20 protein-coding genes are annotated in these 16,207 nt (G+C 58.1%); 17 read left to right on the forward strand and 3 right to left on the reverse strand.

Going from position 1 to position 16,207, the window contains the following annotated elements; genetic code table 11:
• Window positions 1–3 precede the first annotated feature (3 nt).
• From ispD to HMPREF1153_RS10005, 14 genes are all read left to right on the forward strand, one after another.
• A complete protein-coding gene (gene ispD / locus HMPREF1153_RS09940) occupies window positions 4–717 on the forward strand; it encodes a 2-C-methyl-D-erythritol 4-phosphate cytidylyltransferase (RefSeq protein ID WP_009646828.1) in 714 nt (237 codons plus the stop codon).
• Window positions 714–1,199, forward strand: coding sequence for a 2-C-methyl-D-erythritol 2,4-cyclodiphosphate synthase (gene ispF / locus HMPREF1153_RS09945; RefSeq protein WP_009646847.1), 486 nt, complete (start codon window positions 714–716; stop codon window positions 1,197–1,199). The genes ispD and ispF overlap by 4 nt, the downstream gene beginning before the upstream one ends.
• Entirely contained in the window at window positions 1,200–2,630 is a 1,431-nt protein-coding gene (gene cysS, locus HMPREF1153_RS09950; RefSeq protein WP_009646813.1) for a cysteine--tRNA ligase, read from the forward strand.
• A complete protein-coding gene (locus HMPREF1153_RS09955; RefSeq protein ID WP_009646865.1) occupies window positions 2,627–3,145 on the forward strand; it encodes a Mini-ribonuclease 3 in 519 nt (172 codons plus the stop codon). Before cysS ends, HMPREF1153_RS09955 begins: the two co-directional genes overlap by 4 nt.
• 34 nt (window positions 3,146–3,179) lie before the next feature.
• The gene (thyX, locus tag HMPREF1153_RS09960) at window positions 3,180–3,827 is read left to right on the forward strand and encodes an FAD-dependent thymidylate synthase (protein WP_009646845.1); all 648 of its coding nucleotides are present in this window, start codon (window positions 3,180–3,182) and stop codon (window positions 3,825–3,827) included.
• Window positions 3,828–3,854: 27 nt separating this feature from the next.
• Window positions 3,855–4,691: a 23S rRNA (guanosine(2251)-2'-O)-methyltransferase RlmB gene (rlmB, locus tag HMPREF1153_RS09965; RefSeq protein WP_037370544.1), complete on the forward strand. Its 837-nt coding sequence runs from the start codon at window positions 3,855–3,857 to the stop codon at window positions 4,689–4,691.
• Between the two features lie 4 nt (window positions 4,692–4,695).
• Window positions 4,696–5,226 (forward strand): NYN domain-containing protein, encoded by a 531-nt coding sequence (locus tag HMPREF1153_RS09970; protein ID WP_009646804.1) that lies wholly within the window; start codon window positions 4,696–4,698, stop codon window positions 5,224–5,226.
• A gap of 202 nt (window positions 5,227–5,428) precedes the next feature.
• Window positions 5,429–6,175 (forward strand): RNA polymerase sporulation sigma factor SigH, encoded by a 747-nt coding sequence (sigH, locus tag HMPREF1153_RS09975; protein ID WP_006192838.1) that lies wholly within the window; start codon window positions 5,429–5,431, stop codon window positions 6,173–6,175.
• 164 nt (window positions 6,176–6,339) lie between these two features.
• Complete coding sequence (locus tag HMPREF1153_RS09980; RefSeq protein ID WP_009646850.1) at window positions 6,340–6,546, forward strand: hypothetical protein; 207 nt, start codon at window positions 6,340–6,342, stop codon at window positions 6,544–6,546.
• Entirely contained in the window at window positions 6,543–7,334 is a 792-nt protein-coding gene (locus HMPREF1153_RS09985) for an HAD family hydrolase (RefSeq protein WP_009646827.1), read from the forward strand. The genes HMPREF1153_RS09980 and HMPREF1153_RS09985 overlap by 4 nt, the downstream gene beginning before the upstream one ends.
• 36 nt (window positions 7,335–7,370) lie before the next feature.
• Window positions 7,371–8,270, forward strand: a complete 900-nt coding sequence (locus tag HMPREF1153_RS09990) for a ComEC/Rec2 family competence protein (RefSeq protein ID WP_009646798.1) — start codon at window positions 7,371–7,373, stop codon at window positions 8,268–8,270.
• The gene (locus tag HMPREF1153_RS09995) at window positions 8,271–8,483 is read left to right on the forward strand and encodes a DUF3006 domain-containing protein (RefSeq protein ID WP_009646843.1); all 213 of its coding nucleotides are present in this window, start codon (window positions 8,271–8,273) and stop codon (window positions 8,481–8,483) included.
• Window positions 8,484–8,535: 52 nt separating this feature from the next.
• Complete coding sequence (locus HMPREF1153_RS10000) at window positions 8,536–9,609, forward strand: N-acetylmuramoyl-L-alanine amidase family protein (protein ID WP_232208277.1); 1,074 nt, start codon at window positions 8,536–8,538, stop codon at window positions 9,607–9,609.
• A 25-nt stretch (window positions 9,610–9,634) separates the two neighbouring features.
• The gene (locus HMPREF1153_RS10005; protein ID WP_009646811.1) at window positions 9,635–10,216 is read left to right on the forward strand and encodes a GerMN domain-containing protein; all 582 of its coding nucleotides are present in this window, start codon (window positions 9,635–9,637) and stop codon (window positions 10,214–10,216) included.
• Between the two features lie 64 nt (window positions 10,217–10,280).
• Here HMPREF1153_RS10005 and HMPREF1153_RS10010 read toward each other — a convergent pair whose 3' ends face one another.
• Window positions 10,281–10,553 (reverse strand): type II toxin-antitoxin system RelB/DinJ family antitoxin, encoded by a 273-nt coding sequence (locus tag HMPREF1153_RS10010; RefSeq protein ID WP_013740694.1) that lies wholly within the window; start codon window positions 10,551–10,553, stop codon window positions 10,281–10,283.
• 136 nt (window positions 10,554–10,689) lie between these two features.
• On the opposite strand from HMPREF1153_RS10010, the gene HMPREF1153_RS10015 reads away from it, so the two are divergent.
• Window positions 10,690–11,691, forward strand: a complete 1,002-nt coding sequence (locus tag HMPREF1153_RS10015; RefSeq protein WP_009646810.1) for a hypothetical protein — start codon at window positions 10,690–10,692, stop codon at window positions 11,689–11,691.
• Between the two features lie 57 nt (window positions 11,692–11,748).
• Here the strand turns inward: HMPREF1153_RS10015 and HMPREF1153_RS12805 are convergent, their stop codons facing one another.
• The gene (locus tag HMPREF1153_RS12805; protein WP_156810580.1) at window positions 11,749–12,213 is read right to left on the reverse strand and encodes a hypothetical protein; all 465 of its coding nucleotides are present in this window, start codon (window positions 12,211–12,213) and stop codon (window positions 11,749–11,751) included.
• Between the two features lie 4 nt (window positions 12,214–12,217).
• The gene (putP, locus tag HMPREF1153_RS10025; protein ID WP_009646825.1) at window positions 12,218–13,696 is read right to left on the reverse strand and encodes a sodium/proline symporter PutP; all 1,479 of its coding nucleotides are present in this window, start codon (window positions 13,694–13,696) and stop codon (window positions 12,218–12,220) included.
• A 140-nt stretch (window positions 13,697–13,836) separates the two neighbouring features.
• On the opposite strand from putP, the gene HMPREF1153_RS10030 reads away from it, so the two are divergent.
• Entirely contained in the window at window positions 13,837–15,237 is a 1,401-nt protein-coding gene (locus HMPREF1153_RS10030; protein WP_009646854.1) for an NAD(P)/FAD-dependent oxidoreductase, read from the forward strand.
• 105 nt (window positions 15,238–15,342) lie between these two features.
• Window positions 15,343–16,206, forward strand: coding sequence for a response regulator (locus HMPREF1153_RS10035; protein WP_009646833.1), 864 nt, complete (start codon window positions 15,343–15,345; stop codon window positions 16,204–16,206).
• The last annotated feature ends 1 nt before the right edge of the window (window position 16,207 follow it).

Raw genomic sequence — 16,207 nt, forward strand, 5'->3', positions numbered from 1 at the left:
TTTATGGTTTCCGTGATTTTTCCGGCGGCGGGTGCAGGAAGGCGCATGAAGGCGGACAGAAACAAGGTGTTTCTGGAACTTTCAGGCGTGCCGATCCTGCTTCGTACGCTGCGGCGCTTTTCCGCCGTGCCTGCAGTTGCCGAACTGATCGTTGTCGTCGCCAAGGACGAGGTCGCTTTTGTCGAGGAGATGCTGGAAAAGGCGCAGGGCTTGAAGCCCTGGCGCGTCGCTCAAGGCGGCGCTGAGCGCCAGTATTCAATCGCGAACGGCATGGCGCATCTCGCCGCAAATGCCGACGTTGTGCTCGTACACGATGCGGCGCGGCCTTTGGTGAGCCTTGCTGCAATCGAGGCGGTCATCGCTGCGGCGCGTGAGAAGGGCGCCGCCATCGCTGCCGTGCGCGCGAAGAACACGATCAAGGTTGTCGGCGAGGACGGGCGCGTCGAGGCGACGCCGTCGCGTGCAAGTCTCTGGGAGGTGCAGACACCGCAGGGATTTCGCCGCGAGATTTTGGAACGCGCCTACGAGAAGGCGGCGCAGGACGGCTTTCTTGGCACAGACGACGCGAGTCTCGTCGAGCGAATCGGCGAGGCGGTCTTCGTCGTTGAGAGTGACTACGGCAATTTGAAGATCACGACACCTGAAGATTTGTGGATGGCGGAGGCGCTTCTGGCGCATCCTGCAGGAATTGCGGATGAAATGAAGGTGACGATATGACGAGATTTGGCATGGGATACGACGTGCACCGTCTGGTGACAGGGCGCAAGCTCATCGTGGGCGGCGTCGACATCCCGCATGAATATGGGCTTCTGGGGCATTCGGACGCCGATGTGCTGCTGCACGCCGTCGAGGACGCCCTCTTGGGCGCAGCGGCGCTCGGCGATCTCGGCAGGCACTTTCCCGACAGTGATGATCGCTGGAAAGGCGTGTCGAGCATGAAGCTCTTGGAGCATGTCGCGGAAATGATTCGTGCGAAGGGCTATTGCGTCGGCAACATCGACGCGACGATCGTGGCGCAGCGTCCGAAGTTCGCGCCCTACATCGAGGAAATGCGCCGGAACATCGCCGAAAAGCTCGATTTGGAGCTTGATCAGGTGAATGTGAAGGCGACGACGGAAGAAAAGCTCGGTTTTACGGGCGAGGAGAAAGGCATATCCGCCTACGCTGTCGCTTCTTTGGAGCGAATGGAGGAAAAATAAATGCTGAGGGTTTATAATACGCTGACGCGCGAGAAAGAGGAATTCAAGCCCCTTGAGCCGGGCAAGGCGAGCATCTACTGCTGCGGTGTGACGCCGTACAACGACCCGCATATCGGCAACGCGCGTCCCTTTGTCACATGGGATGTCGTGCGCCGCTATCTGGAGAAGAAGGGCTATGCCGTGCGCTACGTGCAGAACTTCACGGACATCGACGACAAGATCATCCGCCGCGCAAAGGAGGCGGGCGAGACGTGGAAGGAGCTCGCCGACCACTACATCGCGGAATACTTCAAGGCGATCGACGCGCTCAACGTGCGCCGCGCCGACGCCTATCCGCGCGTTTCGGAGCATATTGCGGACGTGCTCGCCGTGATCGAAAAGCTCATCGAGAAGGGCTATGCCTATGCGCTCGACGGCGACGTCTACTACAGCGTGGAGCGCTTCGCGGGCTACGGCAAGCTCAGCGGCCGCTCCTTGGACGACATGCAGGCGGGCGCACGCGTCGGCGTCGACGAGCGCAAGCATCATCCGATGGATTTCGCGCTGTGGAAGGCGGCGAAGCCGGGAGAGCCATCTTGGGACAGTCCGTGGGGCAAGGGGCGTCCGGGCTGGCACATCGAGTGTTCAACGATGTCGATGAAGTATCTGGGCGAGACGTTCGACTTCCACGGCGGCGGCAGCGATCTCATCTTCCCGCATCACGAGAACGAGATCGCACAGGCGCAGGCATGCACGGGCGACGACCACAGCTTCGCTCGCTACTGGCTGCACAATGGCTTCATCACGATCCATGACGAGAAGATGTCGAAGTCGAAAAACAACTTCTTCACCGTCAAGGACATTTTGGAGAAATACGCGGGAGAGGTCGTGCGCTTCTTCATCGTGCAGACGCACTACCGCAGTCCGCTCGATTTCACCGACGAGCGCTTGGCGGAGGCGAAGACGAGCCTCGCACGCCTCAAGAATTCGTGGGACAATGCCGCAGAGCTCTCGTCGCGCAAGGACGAGAGCTCTGGCAGCGCGAAGTCGCTTTTGGCAGCGGCGATGGAAGCCAAGGCGGCGTTCTATGAAGCGATGGACGACGATTTCAATACGGCGCTCGCCATCAGCCACCTCTTCTCCCTGTCGAAGGAAATCAACATCTATTATAACGAGGTCACGACGGGCGCAGCTGCCTTCGACGCGGCGAACTTCGCCAAGGTTCGTGCCGTTTATGCCGAGATGGCGGAAGTCATCGGCATCTTCGAGGCGAAGGAAGAAAAGGCGGATGACGGGCTTGTCGACAGCCTTATGGAACTTCTCCTCAATCTGCGCCAGAAGGCGCGTGAGGAGAAAAATTGGGCGCTCGCCGATCATCTGCGCGACGAACTCAAGGCTCGCGGCGTCGTCATCGAGGATACGCCGCAGGGCGCAAGGTGGAAGCGCGCATGAGGTTTGATCGCTTTCGCGCCATCGTCGGTTCAATGTTCACGCCCGACGGCGAGGGCGGCATCGCCGAGCGCTACGAAGGAATCGATGTGCGCCTCGCCAGCCCCCTCGTGCTCGCCTATATCGGCGATGCCTACTTCCATCTCTTCGTGCGCACGCGCCTTCTATCCTTCGAGCAGTCGCAGGTGCACGTCCTGAGTGACTTTGCCGCGCAGATCGTCTCGGCGGTCTGGCAGGCGAAGGCATATCACGCGATTGAGGAGCGTCTGACGGAGCGCGAGCGCGGCATCTTCCGCCGCGGCAGGAACGCGAAGAGCCATGCGCCGCGCCGCGCGAGCGTCGCCGAGTACCATGCGAGCACGGGCTTCGAGGCGCTTCTTGGCACGCTGTTTTTGGAAAAGGATACGGAGCGTTTGGACGAGATCGCCGAATGGGCGTTTCAGGCCATCGCGCAGGGCATGATGGCGGAGATTGCCGCTAAACGCGGACAGCGCGTGAAGAAAGGGGCGGCTGAATGACGGCACGCCTTACGAAGATGAAAGGAAAAGAGCCTTGGAAATACAGTTGATTGCAAAGACGCCGAATTACCTCAAAACGTGCTGGACGGCAGCGCGTACCTGCTACAGCGCGGATTCGCCCATCGAGCTTCTGGCCGAGGAAAAGAGCGAGGCGGACATGCTGCGCCTGTTGGAGCGCATCATGACGAGCAAGCATCTTTCGGTCGTCGAGCACTGCTCGATGACGTTCGCCGTCAAGGGCGTCTCGCGCACGCTTCTCGCGCAGTATTCGCGCCACCGCATCGGCGTGTCCTTAAGCGTCCAGAGCCAGCGCTACGTTTCGGAGCAGTCGGAAAAGCAGGCGGACGGCATCTTCGCCCACGTCGTGCCCGAGACGATTCGTGAGAAGGAAGCGGCGTATGCGCGCTATCTTGAGACGATGCAGGTGATTCAGAGAGCTTACGACGATCTTCTCGCGCTCGGCGTGGCGAAGCAGGACGCACGCTTCGTGCTGCCGGGCGCGGCGTGCACGAACTTCGTGACGACGCTCAACCTGCGTTCCTTCATGGACGTCTACGAAAAGCGCGTGACGACGCCGGGCGCACAGTGGGAGATCCGCGACATGATGCTCGGGATGCGCGACCTCCTCGTCGAAGAAGAGCCGTGGCTCGCGAGGTACATCGTGAAGCCCGAAGTGCGCTGAATGAAGAGCGGAAGATGGTGCGAAGCGATGGAAACGAAGCAGAAGAAACGGTCTGCGAAGGAAGAGCGGATGGCCTTGAAACGCGGCGGGAGGCAGGAAGAGCGGCGCGATGCGCCTTCTGCCGATGAGATTCTCGTCGGCAGGAACGCCGTCTTCGAGGCGCTGAAGGCGGGGCGCGGCATCAATCGCATCCTCGTCGCGCAGGGCGCGAAGGAGGCGGCGCTAGCGCCGCTCCTCTCGCTTGCACGAGAGCAGGGCGTGCCCGTGCGGGCGAGCAAGCGAGAGAAGCTCGACCAGCTTGCGCCCGACATGCGCCACCAGGGCGTCATCGCCTACGCTGCGCCCGTCGCCTACGCCTCGCTCGATGACGTCTTCGCGTGCGCCGAGGAAAAGGGTGAACCGCCTCTCCTCCTGCTGCTCGATGAGATCGAGGATCCGCACAACTTCGGCGCGCTTCTGCGCACGGCGGACGCGGCGGGCGTGCACGGCGTGCTCGTGCCCGAGCGCCGCGGCTGTGCGCTGACGGCGACGGTTGCCAAGACCTCGGCGGGCGCCATCGAGCATGTGCGCATCGTGCGCATCGGCAACATCGTGCAGGAGATGAAGCGCCTCAAGGAGCGCGGCCTCTGGTTCGTCGGCGCCGATATGGCGGGCGATGAGGACATGTTCCATGCCGATTTGACGGGGCCTCTGTGCATCGTCATCGGCAGCGAGGGCAAGGGTCTCGGCCGCCTCGTCAAGGAGACGTGCGACTTCCTTGTACGCATCCCGATGCACGGGGCGATCAACTCGCTCAACGCTTCCGTCGCCGGGGCGCTCCTCATGTACGAGGCGAGGCGCGCACGCCTCTTGGGTAAGGGGTAAGGCGATGGCGAAGAAGCGCGAGCATTTCATCATCGACGGCTACAACGTCATCCATGCGCTGCCCGAGCTGGCCTCCCTTGCGGGCGACCTTGCAGAAGCGCGTGACCGCTTGCTTCACTTGCTCATGGAGTACGGCGCTTACGAAAAATACGATATGACCGTCGTCTTTGACGCCCTCTTTGCAAGCGGCGAAGAGCACAAGGAACAGGTCGCGCCGCACTTCGAGGTCATCTACACGGGCGAAGGCGTGACGGCGGACAGCTGCATCGAGCGTCTTGCCTACGAATCCGTGCGCACCTCGCGCGAGGTGCACGTCGTGACCTCCGACGGCGCTGAGCAGTCGGCAATCCTCGGCGCGGGCGCCTATCGCATCTCATCGGCGGAGCTTTGGCGGCGCGTGAAGAAGACGAAGAAAAAGATTGCCGACGAGTACTTGGGCGAAGTGACGCTGCCCCTTTCGCGCAACGAAGTTGGCTCGCGCATCGACAGCCGCACGGCGGCGAAGCTCGACGCTCTGCGAAAGCGAAGCCGCTGAAATGTACGGGAAAAGGCACGGACAAATGAGAAATATGCGCAGCAAAACGCGCTAAAGGCGGAAAAAGCCGCGCCGCGCTTGACGTTTCGGGCATCTGTGGAGTATAATCAAAGCAGTCGAGGGGAAGCCGAAGGATTGGCAGCCCCTCAGGGGGACATCGTTTTCTTCAGAAGTGGAAAACAACACGAATGGGGTCGATGCTATGGAAGCGGAAATGAGAGACAGCGGCAATGATACACGGTTTGAAGGATTTGACGGCCTGACGGATGAGGAAGTCATTTCCAGGATCAAGGAAAATTGCAGCAACATCGCTCTGGATTACTTGATCAACAAGTATCGCAACTTCGTTCGCGCGAAGGCGCGCTCCTACTTCCTCATCGGCGCTGACCGCGAGGACATCGTGCAGGAGGGCATGATCGGCCTTTACAAGGCGATTCGCGATTTCCGCAACGACCGCCTTTCGTCCTTTCGTGCGTTTGCTGAGCTCTGTGTGACGCGCCAGATCATCACGGCGATCAAGACGGCGACGCGCCAGAAGCACATCCCGCTGAATTCATACATATCGCTCAACAAGCCGATTTACGATGAGGATTCTGACCGCACACTCCTCGATATTCTGCCGGGAGCACGCGTTTCAAATCCCGAGGAGCTCGTCATCAGTCAGGAAGAGTTCGTCGATATCGAGGAAAAGATGGAAGAGATCCTGAGCGATCTCGAATGGCGCGTGCTCATGAGCTACCTCGACGGCAAGTCGTATCAGGAGATCGCCGTCGATCTCGACCGCCATGTCAAGTCCATCGACAATGCTCTGCAGCGCGTGAAGCGCAAGCTGGAGCGCTACATGGAAAACCGCGGGGACGAGGTTGACATCACGACGGTCTACCGAGGTTTGAGCACGATCAATCATCGTATGCACGACGCCCTTGACGCCCAGATGCAGCGGAAATAGAGAGGGCAGCCGCTTTCAGCCAAGGCGCTTGGCATGGGAGCGGCTTTTTCACATGCAGGGAAAGGGCGCTCGGAAATTGGGCGGCAAGCGGCTCTTGACGGTGGATTCGCGTGAGCTTTCCGATGCAAAAGCGTACAGGAAAAGCAAGGAGAAAGGTGAAATGCATGGAAAAACTGAGAAGAATACGCAAGCTCGATTGGTTCATCCTCGTCGTGGCCGTTTGGCTCATGGCCACGCTTGACTATGACAATTTGCAGACCATCGACATCGCCTATCTCGTTTCGATGGCGCTGTGGATCGTGTTCCTCATCATGCGCGTCGTCTTCGATCTGCCGCATGAGAAGAAGAGTGAGGTCGGCGAAGAGAAATGAGAAAGGCGGTTTTCTTCGACCTCGACGGCACGATCATCGATGTCACGCACAAGAGGCCGCTGCCTGCCGAGGCGGTGCGCACGGCGATCCGCCGTCTGCAGGAAGCGGGACACTATGCCTTCGTTGCCACGGGGCGTCCGTACAGCTTCATTGAGCAGGGGCTGCTCGACCTCGGCTTCGACGGTTTCGTGCTCATGAACGGCGCCGTCGTCATGGTCGGCGGTGAAATCATCTTCCAGAAGCCTCTGCCTCCTTCGCTCGTCTGCCGCATCGTGCGCCTGGCTCAGGAGAAGGGCTTGGACTTCTGCCAGGAGAGCGTGGACTTCACCTACATGGGCGCGGAATGCAAGGGGCTGGAAGCCTTCTTCAAGAGCTTCGATGTGCCGCTTGACTTCTTTCGCCGCGACTTTTCCTGGCGCGATGTCGTGACCTACAAGATGGAGTTTTATGCTGCAGAGCGCACGTCCTTTGCGGACTTTCTGCAGCTTCCGGGCGTCACGGGGCTCGTCGATGCGGCGCACGGCAGGAACTTCGAGCTGTATTCTGCGCACGAATCGAAGGGCACGGGCATCCTTCATGCACTCGAGCACATCGGCGTTCCCGTGGAAGAAAGCTACGCTTTCGGCGACGGCGAGAACGACATCGAGATGATGCAGACTGTCGCGCACGCCCTCGTCATGGGGAACGCCAACGAGAGGCTGCTGCCACATGCTGAGACCGTCGTGCCCACGGTGCTGGAAGACGGCGCAGCGTGGGGAATCGAACACTGCATCTTGCAGGACGATTGAAGTGTGACAGCTTAGACGAACGATAGGAGAAACCTTATGAAGAAAATGCTGGGCATGCTCGCCGCACTCGTTTTTGCCTGCACGTTGCTGACGGGCTGCATGGGAGCACCGAACGCGGCGCAGGAAGCGGCGCAGGCGAAGGGCGGCGCTCTAAACGTCAAGGTGCTCGACGTCGGGCAGGGAGACGCCATCCTCATACGAACGGCGGATCAGACCATATTCATCGATACGGGCGACCTCGACGAGCATCCGAAGCTCGAAGCGGCGCTCAAGAAAGAAAATATCAAGACGGTCGACAAGCTCATCATCACGCACCCTCATGCCGACCATTTGGGCGGCGCTTCCGTCCTCTTCAAGAACTGCAAGGTCAAGGCGGTCTATGACAACGGCGAGCCGACGACGGCGAAGTTCTACCGCGACTACCTGAAGACCATCAAATCGAAGAGCATTCCCTACAAGGCGCTCGTCGACGGCGATGTGCTCGACTTCGGCGGCGGCGTCTCGTTTCACGTTCTGAGTCCGACGGCCGAGATGGTGAAGGAGGGCGGCAAGAAAAACGGCAAGCCGAACCTCAATATCAACTCGATCGTCGGCAGGCTCGAATACGGCGACTTCACGATGCTCTTCACGGGCGATGCGGAAAAGGAGACAGAGAAATCAACGCTCTCGCGCCACAGCGCGGCCGACCTCAAGAGCCTCGTCCTCAAGTCGCCGCACCACGGCAGCAAGACATCGTCGACGGCGGCGTTTTTGAAGGCGACGGCGCCCGAAGTCGTCGCGATCTCCTGCGGTGCGGGAAACGACTACGGGCATCCGCACAAGGAAGTCCTCGAAAGATACAAGAAGTTCAACATCAAGGTCTATCGCACCGACCAAGGCGGCACGATCGCCATAACCTCGGACGGCAAGACCTACAGCGTGAAGGAGGAAAAGTAAATGGCATTTGCCGTCATCGATCGCTTCGAGGAAGAGAAAGCAGTTCTCCTCGTGGGAGAGGAAGAGAAGAAGGTCGTCTTTCCTGCGGATGAACTGCCCGCAGGGCTTTCAGAGGGCGATTACATCCGCTGGGAGATTTCCTTTGATGAAGAGCGTACGAGAGAGGCGCGTGAAGAAGCGGCGTCGCTCTTAAGAAGCCTCAAGGGAGAATGAGAAGCGAGATGGAAATTCGGAGCTTGACGCTCTTATGAGATTGACGATAGGAGTGGTTTTTTTGTTCAAACGATTTTTTTTGTCCTTCAGCCTTTTTCTGATGGCGCTCATGCTCTTTGCCCCCGAGGCTTTCGCCGCGCGGGCGCTTGAGCTCAATGACCTCCAGTATCAGGTGCTCGAGGAGGATGGACGCAGCGTGCTGCGCATCGAGATCGGCATGAGTCGTGCGGATGTTTCCTATACGGTTCAGAAAGATTCGTCGAAGCCCAAGCATCTGATCGTGGCCGTGCAGGATGCGAAACTCGGCGCCATGCGCACGGATGCGACGCTCGACGGCGCACTCGGACGCTTCATGACGCTGCGCGAGGAGGGACGGCGCGGCGTGGAGATCATGGTTTCCTTCGCTTCGGAGGTGGAGGAGCAGAATTACGCCGTCTACACGCTGCCTGCCGATCGCAGCGCGAAGAAGCCGGATCGCCTCGTCATCGACGTGATGACGCCCGTTGCTGCTCCTGTGCCGGAATTCGTCGCACCCGATGGCATCGAAGGCGTCGCCGGGCATACGATCGTGCTCGATCCCGGGCACGGCGGCAGCGATTCGGGCGCGGTCGGCCCGAATGGCGTGCGTGAAAAGGATGTGGCTCTCCAGGTGGCGCAGAAGGTGCAGCGTCTCTTGGAAGGTGCAGGTGCGCACGTCGTGATGACGCGCACGACGGATCGCGACGTCTACGGCCCGAACGCTTCGAACGGAGAGGAACTGCAGGCGCGCGTCGATGTCGCCGAGCGCACGCCGGGAGCGGAGCTGTTTTTGAGCATCCACTGCAATGCTTTTTCCAGCCCGACGGCGAACGGGACGGAAACGTATTCGTACTATGGCTCGGTCGATGGCGGCAGGCTCGCCGCCATCCTGCAGGAAGAGCTTCTTGCAGCAGGCGGCCTGCGGGATCGCGGCGCGAAGGAGGCAAACCTCTACGTGCTCAAGCATTCGAGCATGCCTGCCTCTCTTGTCGAGCTTGCTTTCATCTCGAATGAACGCGAAGAGGCTCTCTTGACCTCGGAGGATTTTCAAAACAAGATGGCATTTGCCATAGCGAAGGGGCTGAGCCGCTTCTTTGCGGGCGGATAAGCGAATAGAAAGGCGGTTTTTTAGAATGAAAATCATGAAATCCATGCTCGCGCTCCTCATGCTTCTGACGCTTCTCCTTGCTGTGGGCTGCGGCGCAGACGACAAATCCAAGGACGCGGACACGCCGGCGGCAGACAAGCCGGCGGCGACGGACAAGAAGGACGCGGGAACGAAGAACGGCGCGGCCAAGCAGGCGGAAAGGATCGGCATCAAGGTCTACTATCCCGACGACAACGGCATGAAACTCATAGCTGAGACGCGCACGGTCGAGACGACGCAGGATGGCAAGTACAAGGCAGCGATGGAATCCCTGCTCTCGGGCACGAAGGCGAAGGGCGTCATCACGATCATTCCCAAGAAGACGAAGCTCAAGAGCGTCGCAGTCAAGGACGGCATTGCGACCGTCGATTTCAGCGAAGACCTCGTCAAGAACTTTGCAGGAGGCTCGACGGGAGAGGAAATGCTCGTCGGCTCCATCGTCAACACCCTGACCGAGTTCCCCGAGGTGAAGTCCGTGCAGATCCTTCTCGAAGGAAAGAAAGTCGACTCTCTGGCCGGTCATCTTGACACGTCGAAGCCGCTCAAGCGCATGACAGAACTTCTGTGAAAGACTTATGATGCTTCCAAGACGAGGAGAAGTTTCCTTATGAAAAAGGGGCTGCCGCACTAATCTAAGTGTGACAGCCCCTTTTGTTTGCTGTAAGATGGTCATTTGTACCGCCGGTTGCTTCCATTTGGGCGATGGATTTTCGCAGCCGCTCCATATTAGCTTCGCTGTAAAAGGGGTCGGCGGATACTTCAAAAGGAATGCGCTGCTCTCGCGTGACTTTTGCAGCAAACATCGTGAAGGCGGATGCCATTGTCAGACCCATCGCATGGCATGTTTGCTCCATCTGCTCTTTCAAGACTGCATCCATAGAAAAATTTACAACTGCCTGTGCCATAGGATTCGCTCCTTCCTTTCTGTACATCTATCGTATCATGTTTGCAGCTTAAGAAACAACAAGAAATTTTCGATGAAATAAAGAAGAACAGCGGAAGATTGTTTTCTCAGCACAGGGAAGGGATGAGGAAATGAGCATGAGAATCGGAACTGTCGTGCGCGGGCGCGAGGCGAGCGCTTCTTTTGTATCTGCGCCATCCTCTGCCATGGCATTGAAGGGCAAGGAGAAGGAGAAGACGCATCTCGGCAGTGCGGCCGAGGTGCTGATCAGCAGGAAGGCGCGGCTTCTGCAGCTTGGGGAAAAGGACGCGAAGGAGATTCTGCGCGATGCCGAGGAGCGGGACGACATGTCGGCACGCGGCAGGATCGAAAGCGTGGAGGACACGAGGGATGTCGTCAAGGCGGAGAAGGAGCGCGTCGTTGCCATCAAGGAACTGCTCAAGGATGATACCTTGACCGACGATGAAAGAAAAGTGCTCAAGGAAGAGAAGGAAAAGCTCTTGTCACACATCGTCGCGACCTCGTACGACGACAAGATCTCCATGATTTATGACCTTAAAACAAAGTTGGAGAAGAAGGTGGCTGAAGCGCGTGCAGAAGTCGAGGAAGACCGCCTGTGTGCGCCTTTGCCGAAGGATGAGGACGAGGATTTCAATTGGTTTGAAGCCAGCCACGAAGAAGTGGAAAAGATGATTGAGAAGATAAATAAAAGAGAGGAGGCGCGGATGGCAGGCCGGCGTATAGAGGATCCTCTAGGGCTGCGGGGCAGAGAACAGAGAGACTTTGATGAACTCGATGCCAGCTTTTCCAAACTCAATATATGGCTTGAGGACACACAGGCTTTGGCGGAAGATCTGGAGTGGACGCTTCTGAAGCTTGCCGAATGCGGTCGTCAGGAAGACTCGGATGAGGCCACCGAGAAGATGAAGGAAGAGCAGAAAAAGCTCGAGGAAATCGCGAAAATGAAAGAAGGTCTTCTGCCTCTGCCGCCTGAAAAGAAGCAAAAGGAAGATGCCGACGCCGATAATGACGATGGAAAAGACAAGGGCAAGATTGCCGGCACCGCTGCCCCGACTGCATCGCCTGCTGCCCGCGCAGCCGTCCGCATCGCCATGGCTCGCTATGCGGCGAAACATTGAAACATGAAAAAAGAACGGTCATCAGAAGCTCCTGAGATGCTTGCGATGACCGTTCTTTCAGTTGTGAGAGCAGTTGTCTTCTTCCAGAAATCGCCATCTCAGATTGTTGGCTATTATATGATGATCTGCAAAATCATGTGCCGTAGTATCAAGGGGTTTGAAATCGAATGCACTGCAGCCTGTCCATTCAATCAAATGTTCGGGTTTTCTTACTGATTGTCCATTCACGAAAGATAGCGTTGCATCCGTTAAATCACAGGGGAAATGATCGTTCCCGACGATTAAACGGGCTTGCCTTACACCGATAAATCGAAGCTCCAGAATTCTCAACGCCATTTGGGACTGAAAACGGAGTATCATCGTGTGACCATCTATATTGGAATAGTGTATCGTGCCTTCATGATCGATGCTGGTTTCGCTTCGATACGATGCGGCTACGATGCAAGCATCATGGAAGCCGTAATATAGACGGAGCAAATCTTCAATATCATTTTCCGTTTCAATGGTTTTCCAAGAGCTCATTTCCTTATATCTCGCTCTTTCCCACGGCGTCGAACGTGTCCGTGATGCTCTTTGCCGGCTTTTTGTCCAAGAGGCTCACGACATAGATGGCGCAGAGGGCAAGGACGAAGCCCGGGATGATCTCGTAGAGGCCGAAGAGGGCGAACTGCTTCCATACGAGGACGGTGACGCCGCCCGTGATGATGCCCGCGAGGATGCCGTTTCTCGTGGCGCGGCGCCAGAAGAGCGAGGCGAGCAATGCGGGGCCGAAGGCGGCGCCGAAGCCTGCCCATGCGTAGGCGACCATGTCGAGGATGAGGCTCTCGGGATTCATGGCAAGCGTCAGAGAGAGGGCGGCAATCGCGAGAACGGAGAGGCGGCTGACCCAGACGAGTTCGCCTTGGCTCGCGTTCTTATGAAGCAGCGAACGGTAGAAATCCTGTGCGAAGGCTGAAGCTGCGACGAGAAGCTGCGCCGAGGCCGTGCTCATGATGGCGGCGAGGACGGCGGAGAGGATGAGTCCAGCGATGAAGGGGTTGAAGATCGAATCCGTCATCACGAGGAAAACCGTCTCCGTTGCCGTGCCGAAGAGCGGCTCGGTAAGGTAGGCGCGTCCGACCATGCCGACGAGGACGGCAGCGGCGAGCGAGATGGCGACCCACGTCATGGCGATGTGCATGGCGCGTCCGAGTTCGGCGGATGAGCGGATTGCCATGAAGCGTACGAGGATATGCGGCTGACCGAAGTAGCCGAGTCCCCAGCCCATGAGCGAGATGAACTCGATGAAACCGAGCGTCGAACCGTCAGGTTTCTGGAAAGGATTGAAGAACGACGGCTCCATCGTGTAGATGGCAGCGAGCGTCACGGACGGACCGCCGAGCAGATAGGAGGCGGCGGCGGGCACGAGCAGGATGGCGAAGAACATCATGACGCCCTGGATGAAGTCTGTCCAGCAGACGGCGAGGAAGCCGCCCGCGAGCGTGTAGAAGACGACGACGAAAGCGCCGAGGAACAGAGCCTGCGTGTAGGGAAGCGCGAAGATCGTCTCGAAGAGCTTGCCGCCCGCGACAAAGCCCGACGATGTGTAGATGATGAAGAAGAGCAAGATGAAGACGGCAGGAATGATGCGCAGGAGGTTCGACTTGTCCTCGTAGCGATTCTGCAGAAAATCGGGCAGCGTCAGCGAATTGTTGGCAAGCTCCGTATATTTTCGAAGACGTGCGGCAACGAACTTCCAGTTCGCATAGGTGCCGAGCGCAAGCCCCAAGGCGATCCAGCCCGCATTGAGTCCCGCGATGTAGGCGAAGCCAGGCAGCCCCATGAGCATCCAGCCGCTCATGTCGGAGGCCTCGGCGCTCAAGGACGTGACCCATGCGCCGAGCTTGCGGTTGCCGAGAATGTAGTCCGCCATGGAGCGCGTGCGCCGATAGTAGTAGATGCCGATGAGCATCATGAGGCCGAGGTAGACGATGAATGCGATGATGATCGCCATGTTGTTTGTCAAGATAAGTCCCCCTAAAGGAAGTACGGATGAATTCTACGGATATACTTTCCTATTATAATGAAAAGCCGCCCTTTATGCAACGAATCCCTTGCATAAAGGAACTTCTTCCTATATAATACCAATTGTAGAAGAGTGAGCGGATGGGAGGCGGCGATGTGAAAAAATACGATGTCGCCATTGTGGGCGCGGGTCCGGCGGGCGTTTTCGCGGCGTATGAGCTGGCGGAGAAGAAGCCAGGCCTTTCCATCGTCGTCTTAGAGAGCGGCAACGACATATATCATCGCTGCTGTCCGATTGCGGCGGGCAAGGTCAAGAGCTGCATCGGCTGCAAGCCTTGCAGCATCATGCGCGGCTTCGGCGGCGCGGGCGCCTTTTCCGACGGAAAGTACAATTTCACGACGCAGTTCGGCGGCTGGCTCGGCGAGTACATCAGTTCCGCCGAGGTCATGCGTCTCATCGAATACGTCGATGCGATCAACATGCGCCACGGCGCTCCCGCGAAGGTGTTCAGCACGAAGGGAAGCCGCATCGGCAAGCTCGCCTTGGAGCATGATCTGCATCTTTTGGAAGCGAGCGTGCGCCACCTCGGCACGGAAAACAACTTGAAGATGCTCGAAAAAACGTATGAGTACATGAAGGATCGCGTCGAGTTCCGCTTCCATGAACCTGTCAGGAATATCCTTTCCGACGGCGAGGGAGAAAACGCCTTGGAACTGGAAAGCGGCGAGCGCATCGCCGCCGAGTATCTCGTCGTTGCGCCGGGGCGCTCGGGCGCCGAATGGTTTTCCGAGGAGTGTCGGCGGCTGCGCGTCGAGCAGAAGAACAATCAGGTCGATGTCGGCGTGCGCGTCGAAGTGCCCGACGAGATCTTCGACCACATCACGTCGGAGGTCTATGAGGCGAAGCTCGTCTATCGCACGAAGCGCTACGGCGATTCCGTGCGAACTTTCTGCATGAATCCGCACGGTCATGTCGTCATGGAAAACACGGGCGGCATCATGACGGTCAACGGTCACTCGTACAGCGACCCGAAGATGCAGAGCCACAACACGAACTTCGCACTTCTGGTGTCGAATCACTTCACGGAGCCGTTCAATGAGCCGCACAAGTACGGCAAGAGCATCGCGTCTTTTTCCAATATGCTCGGCGGCGGCATCATCATGCAGCGTTACGGTGATCTCATCAAGGGCAGGCGCACGAACGCGCACCGCATGAGCCATAGCTTCATGGAGCCGACGCTTCATGCGACGCCTGGTGATCTCTCGCTGATCCTGCCCAAGCGCCATCTCGACAACATCATGGAGATGGTGCAGGCGCTCAACGCCGTTGCACCGGGCATGACGAATGACGACACGCTGCTCTACGGTGTCGAGGTCAAGTTCTACAGTTCGCGCATCGTGCTGTCCAATGAGCTGGAAACGCGCCTCAAGAACGTCTTTGCCGTCGGCGACGGCGCCGGCGTCACGCGCGGCCTTTCGCAGGCGGGCGCGAGTGGCGTGCACGTTGCCCGCGTCATACTCTCGCGCATGGGCGCAGGTTGAGAAAGTGCTTAATCTTTTAGTGACTTTGGCCGATAGGATAATATAAGGGAGTATGTTCTTTTTTCAGGCAATATCTTATTGGACGGAAAGAATAGGGTGAGCTTAGTGAATAAAATCAAGATCATGATTGTCGACGACTCGCGCGTCAGCCAGGCGATGCTTGAGGGCATCCTCAAGAAGGCGGGCTTCGAGGTCTGCGCCGTAGCGAGCAACGCTGCCGAGGCCGTTGAGAAATACAAGGAGACGCGTCCGACCGCTGTGACGATGGACATGAACCTGCCCGATGCCAACGGCATTGAGACGAGCCGCCGCATCCTCGCCTTTGATCCTGACGCCACGATTGTCATGATCAGTGCGATGAAGGATGCGAGCCTCATGACGCAGGGGCGCGAGGTGGGCATCCACGCTTTCCTGCAGAAGCCTGTGAAGCCCAATGAGATCGTCGATATGCTGATCATCCTGTGCCAGAAGAAGGGGAGCGCCGTCACGATGCTGCGCGACTCTTATGTGGCGACGTTTGCGCAAGGGCTTCAGCGCAGTCTGTTTAGTCTTCTTGGCATGGAGAGCGAGATCGAGATTTCCGTTGATGAAAGCCCCTATCTGACGATCAAGGGCATCGCGGTCATCATCGGACTCACGGGTTCGCCCATAGGACGCGCCGTCGTCCACATGGATACTGATACCATGCGCCACTTTGCTCTGCGCATGCTCGCGATGGATGAGCATGACGACATCGAGGAGGACGAGATAAACGATTCGGTCGAGGAGGCGGCGAACATCATCGTCGGCCGCGGCGTATCGAATGTCAATGATATTTTCCGCGACAAGGAAATGCGCCTGACTCCGCCGGGGACGATCAGCGGCGCGAACATCCGCATTGCCAATCCGAAGCTCACCTCGTTCGAGGTCGTCGCGAAGACGGAGATCGGAAACATCTGCTTGAATCTTGGATTTGCGGAGGGGGAATAAA

It is taken from the genome of Selenomonas sp. CM52, from assembly GCF_000292955.1.
Classification (GTDB): Bacteria; Bacillota; Negativicutes; order Selenomonadales; family Selenomonadaceae; genus Selenomonas.

Coding starts and splice junctions, on each gene's coding strand:
- ispD (WP_009646828.1), top strand. CDS start 4: ATGGTTTCCGTGATTTTTCCGGCGGCGGGTGCAGGAAGGCGCATGAAG.
- ispF (WP_009646847.1), top strand. CDS start 714: ATGACGAGATTTGGCATGGGATACGACGTGCACCGTCTGGTGACAGGG.
- cysS (WP_009646813.1), top strand. CDS start 1,200: ATGCTGAGGGTTTATAATACGCTGACGCGCGAGAAAGAGGAATTCAAG.
- HMPREF1153_RS09955 (WP_009646865.1), top strand. CDS start 2,627: ATGAGGTTTGATCGCTTTCGCGCCATCGTCGGTTCAATGTTCACGCCC.
- rlmB (WP_037370544.1), top strand. CDS start 3,855: ATGGAAACGAAGCAGAAGAAACGGTCTGCGAAGGAAGAGCGGATGGCC.
- HMPREF1153_RS09970 (WP_009646804.1), top strand. CDS start 4,696: ATGGCGAAGAAGCGCGAGCATTTCATCATCGACGGCTACAACGTCATC.
- sigH (WP_006192838.1), top strand. CDS start 5,429: ATGGAAGCGGAAATGAGAGACAGCGGCAATGATACACGGTTTGAAGGA.
- HMPREF1153_RS09980 (WP_009646850.1), top strand. CDS start 6,340: ATGGAAAAACTGAGAAGAATACGCAAGCTCGATTGGTTCATCCTCGTC.
- HMPREF1153_RS09985 (WP_009646827.1), top strand. CDS start 6,543: ATGAGAAAGGCGGTTTTCTTCGACCTCGACGGCACGATCATCGATGTC.
- HMPREF1153_RS09990 (WP_009646798.1), top strand. CDS start 7,371: ATGAAGAAAATGCTGGGCATGCTCGCCGCACTCGTTTTTGCCTGCACG.
- HMPREF1153_RS09995 (WP_009646843.1), top strand. CDS start 8,271: ATGGCATTTGCCGTCATCGATCGCTTCGAGGAAGAGAAAGCAGTTCTC.
- HMPREF1153_RS10005 (WP_009646811.1), top strand. CDS start 9,635: ATGAAAATCATGAAATCCATGCTCGCGCTCCTCATGCTTCTGACGCTT.
- HMPREF1153_RS10010 (WP_013740694.1), bottom strand. CDS start 10,553: ATGGCACAGGCAGTTGTAAATTTTTCTATGGATGCAGTCTTGAAAGAG.
- HMPREF1153_RS10015 (WP_009646810.1), top strand. CDS start 10,690: ATGAGAATCGGAACTGTCGTGCGCGGGCGCGAGGCGAGCGCTTCTTTT.
- HMPREF1153_RS12805 (WP_156810580.1), bottom strand. CDS start 12,213: ATGAGCTCTTGGAAAACCATTGAAACGGAAAATGATATTGAAGATTTG.
- HMPREF1153_RS10030 (WP_009646854.1), top strand. CDS start 13,837: ATGGGAGGCGGCGATGTGAAAAAATACGATGTCGCCATTGTGGGCGCG.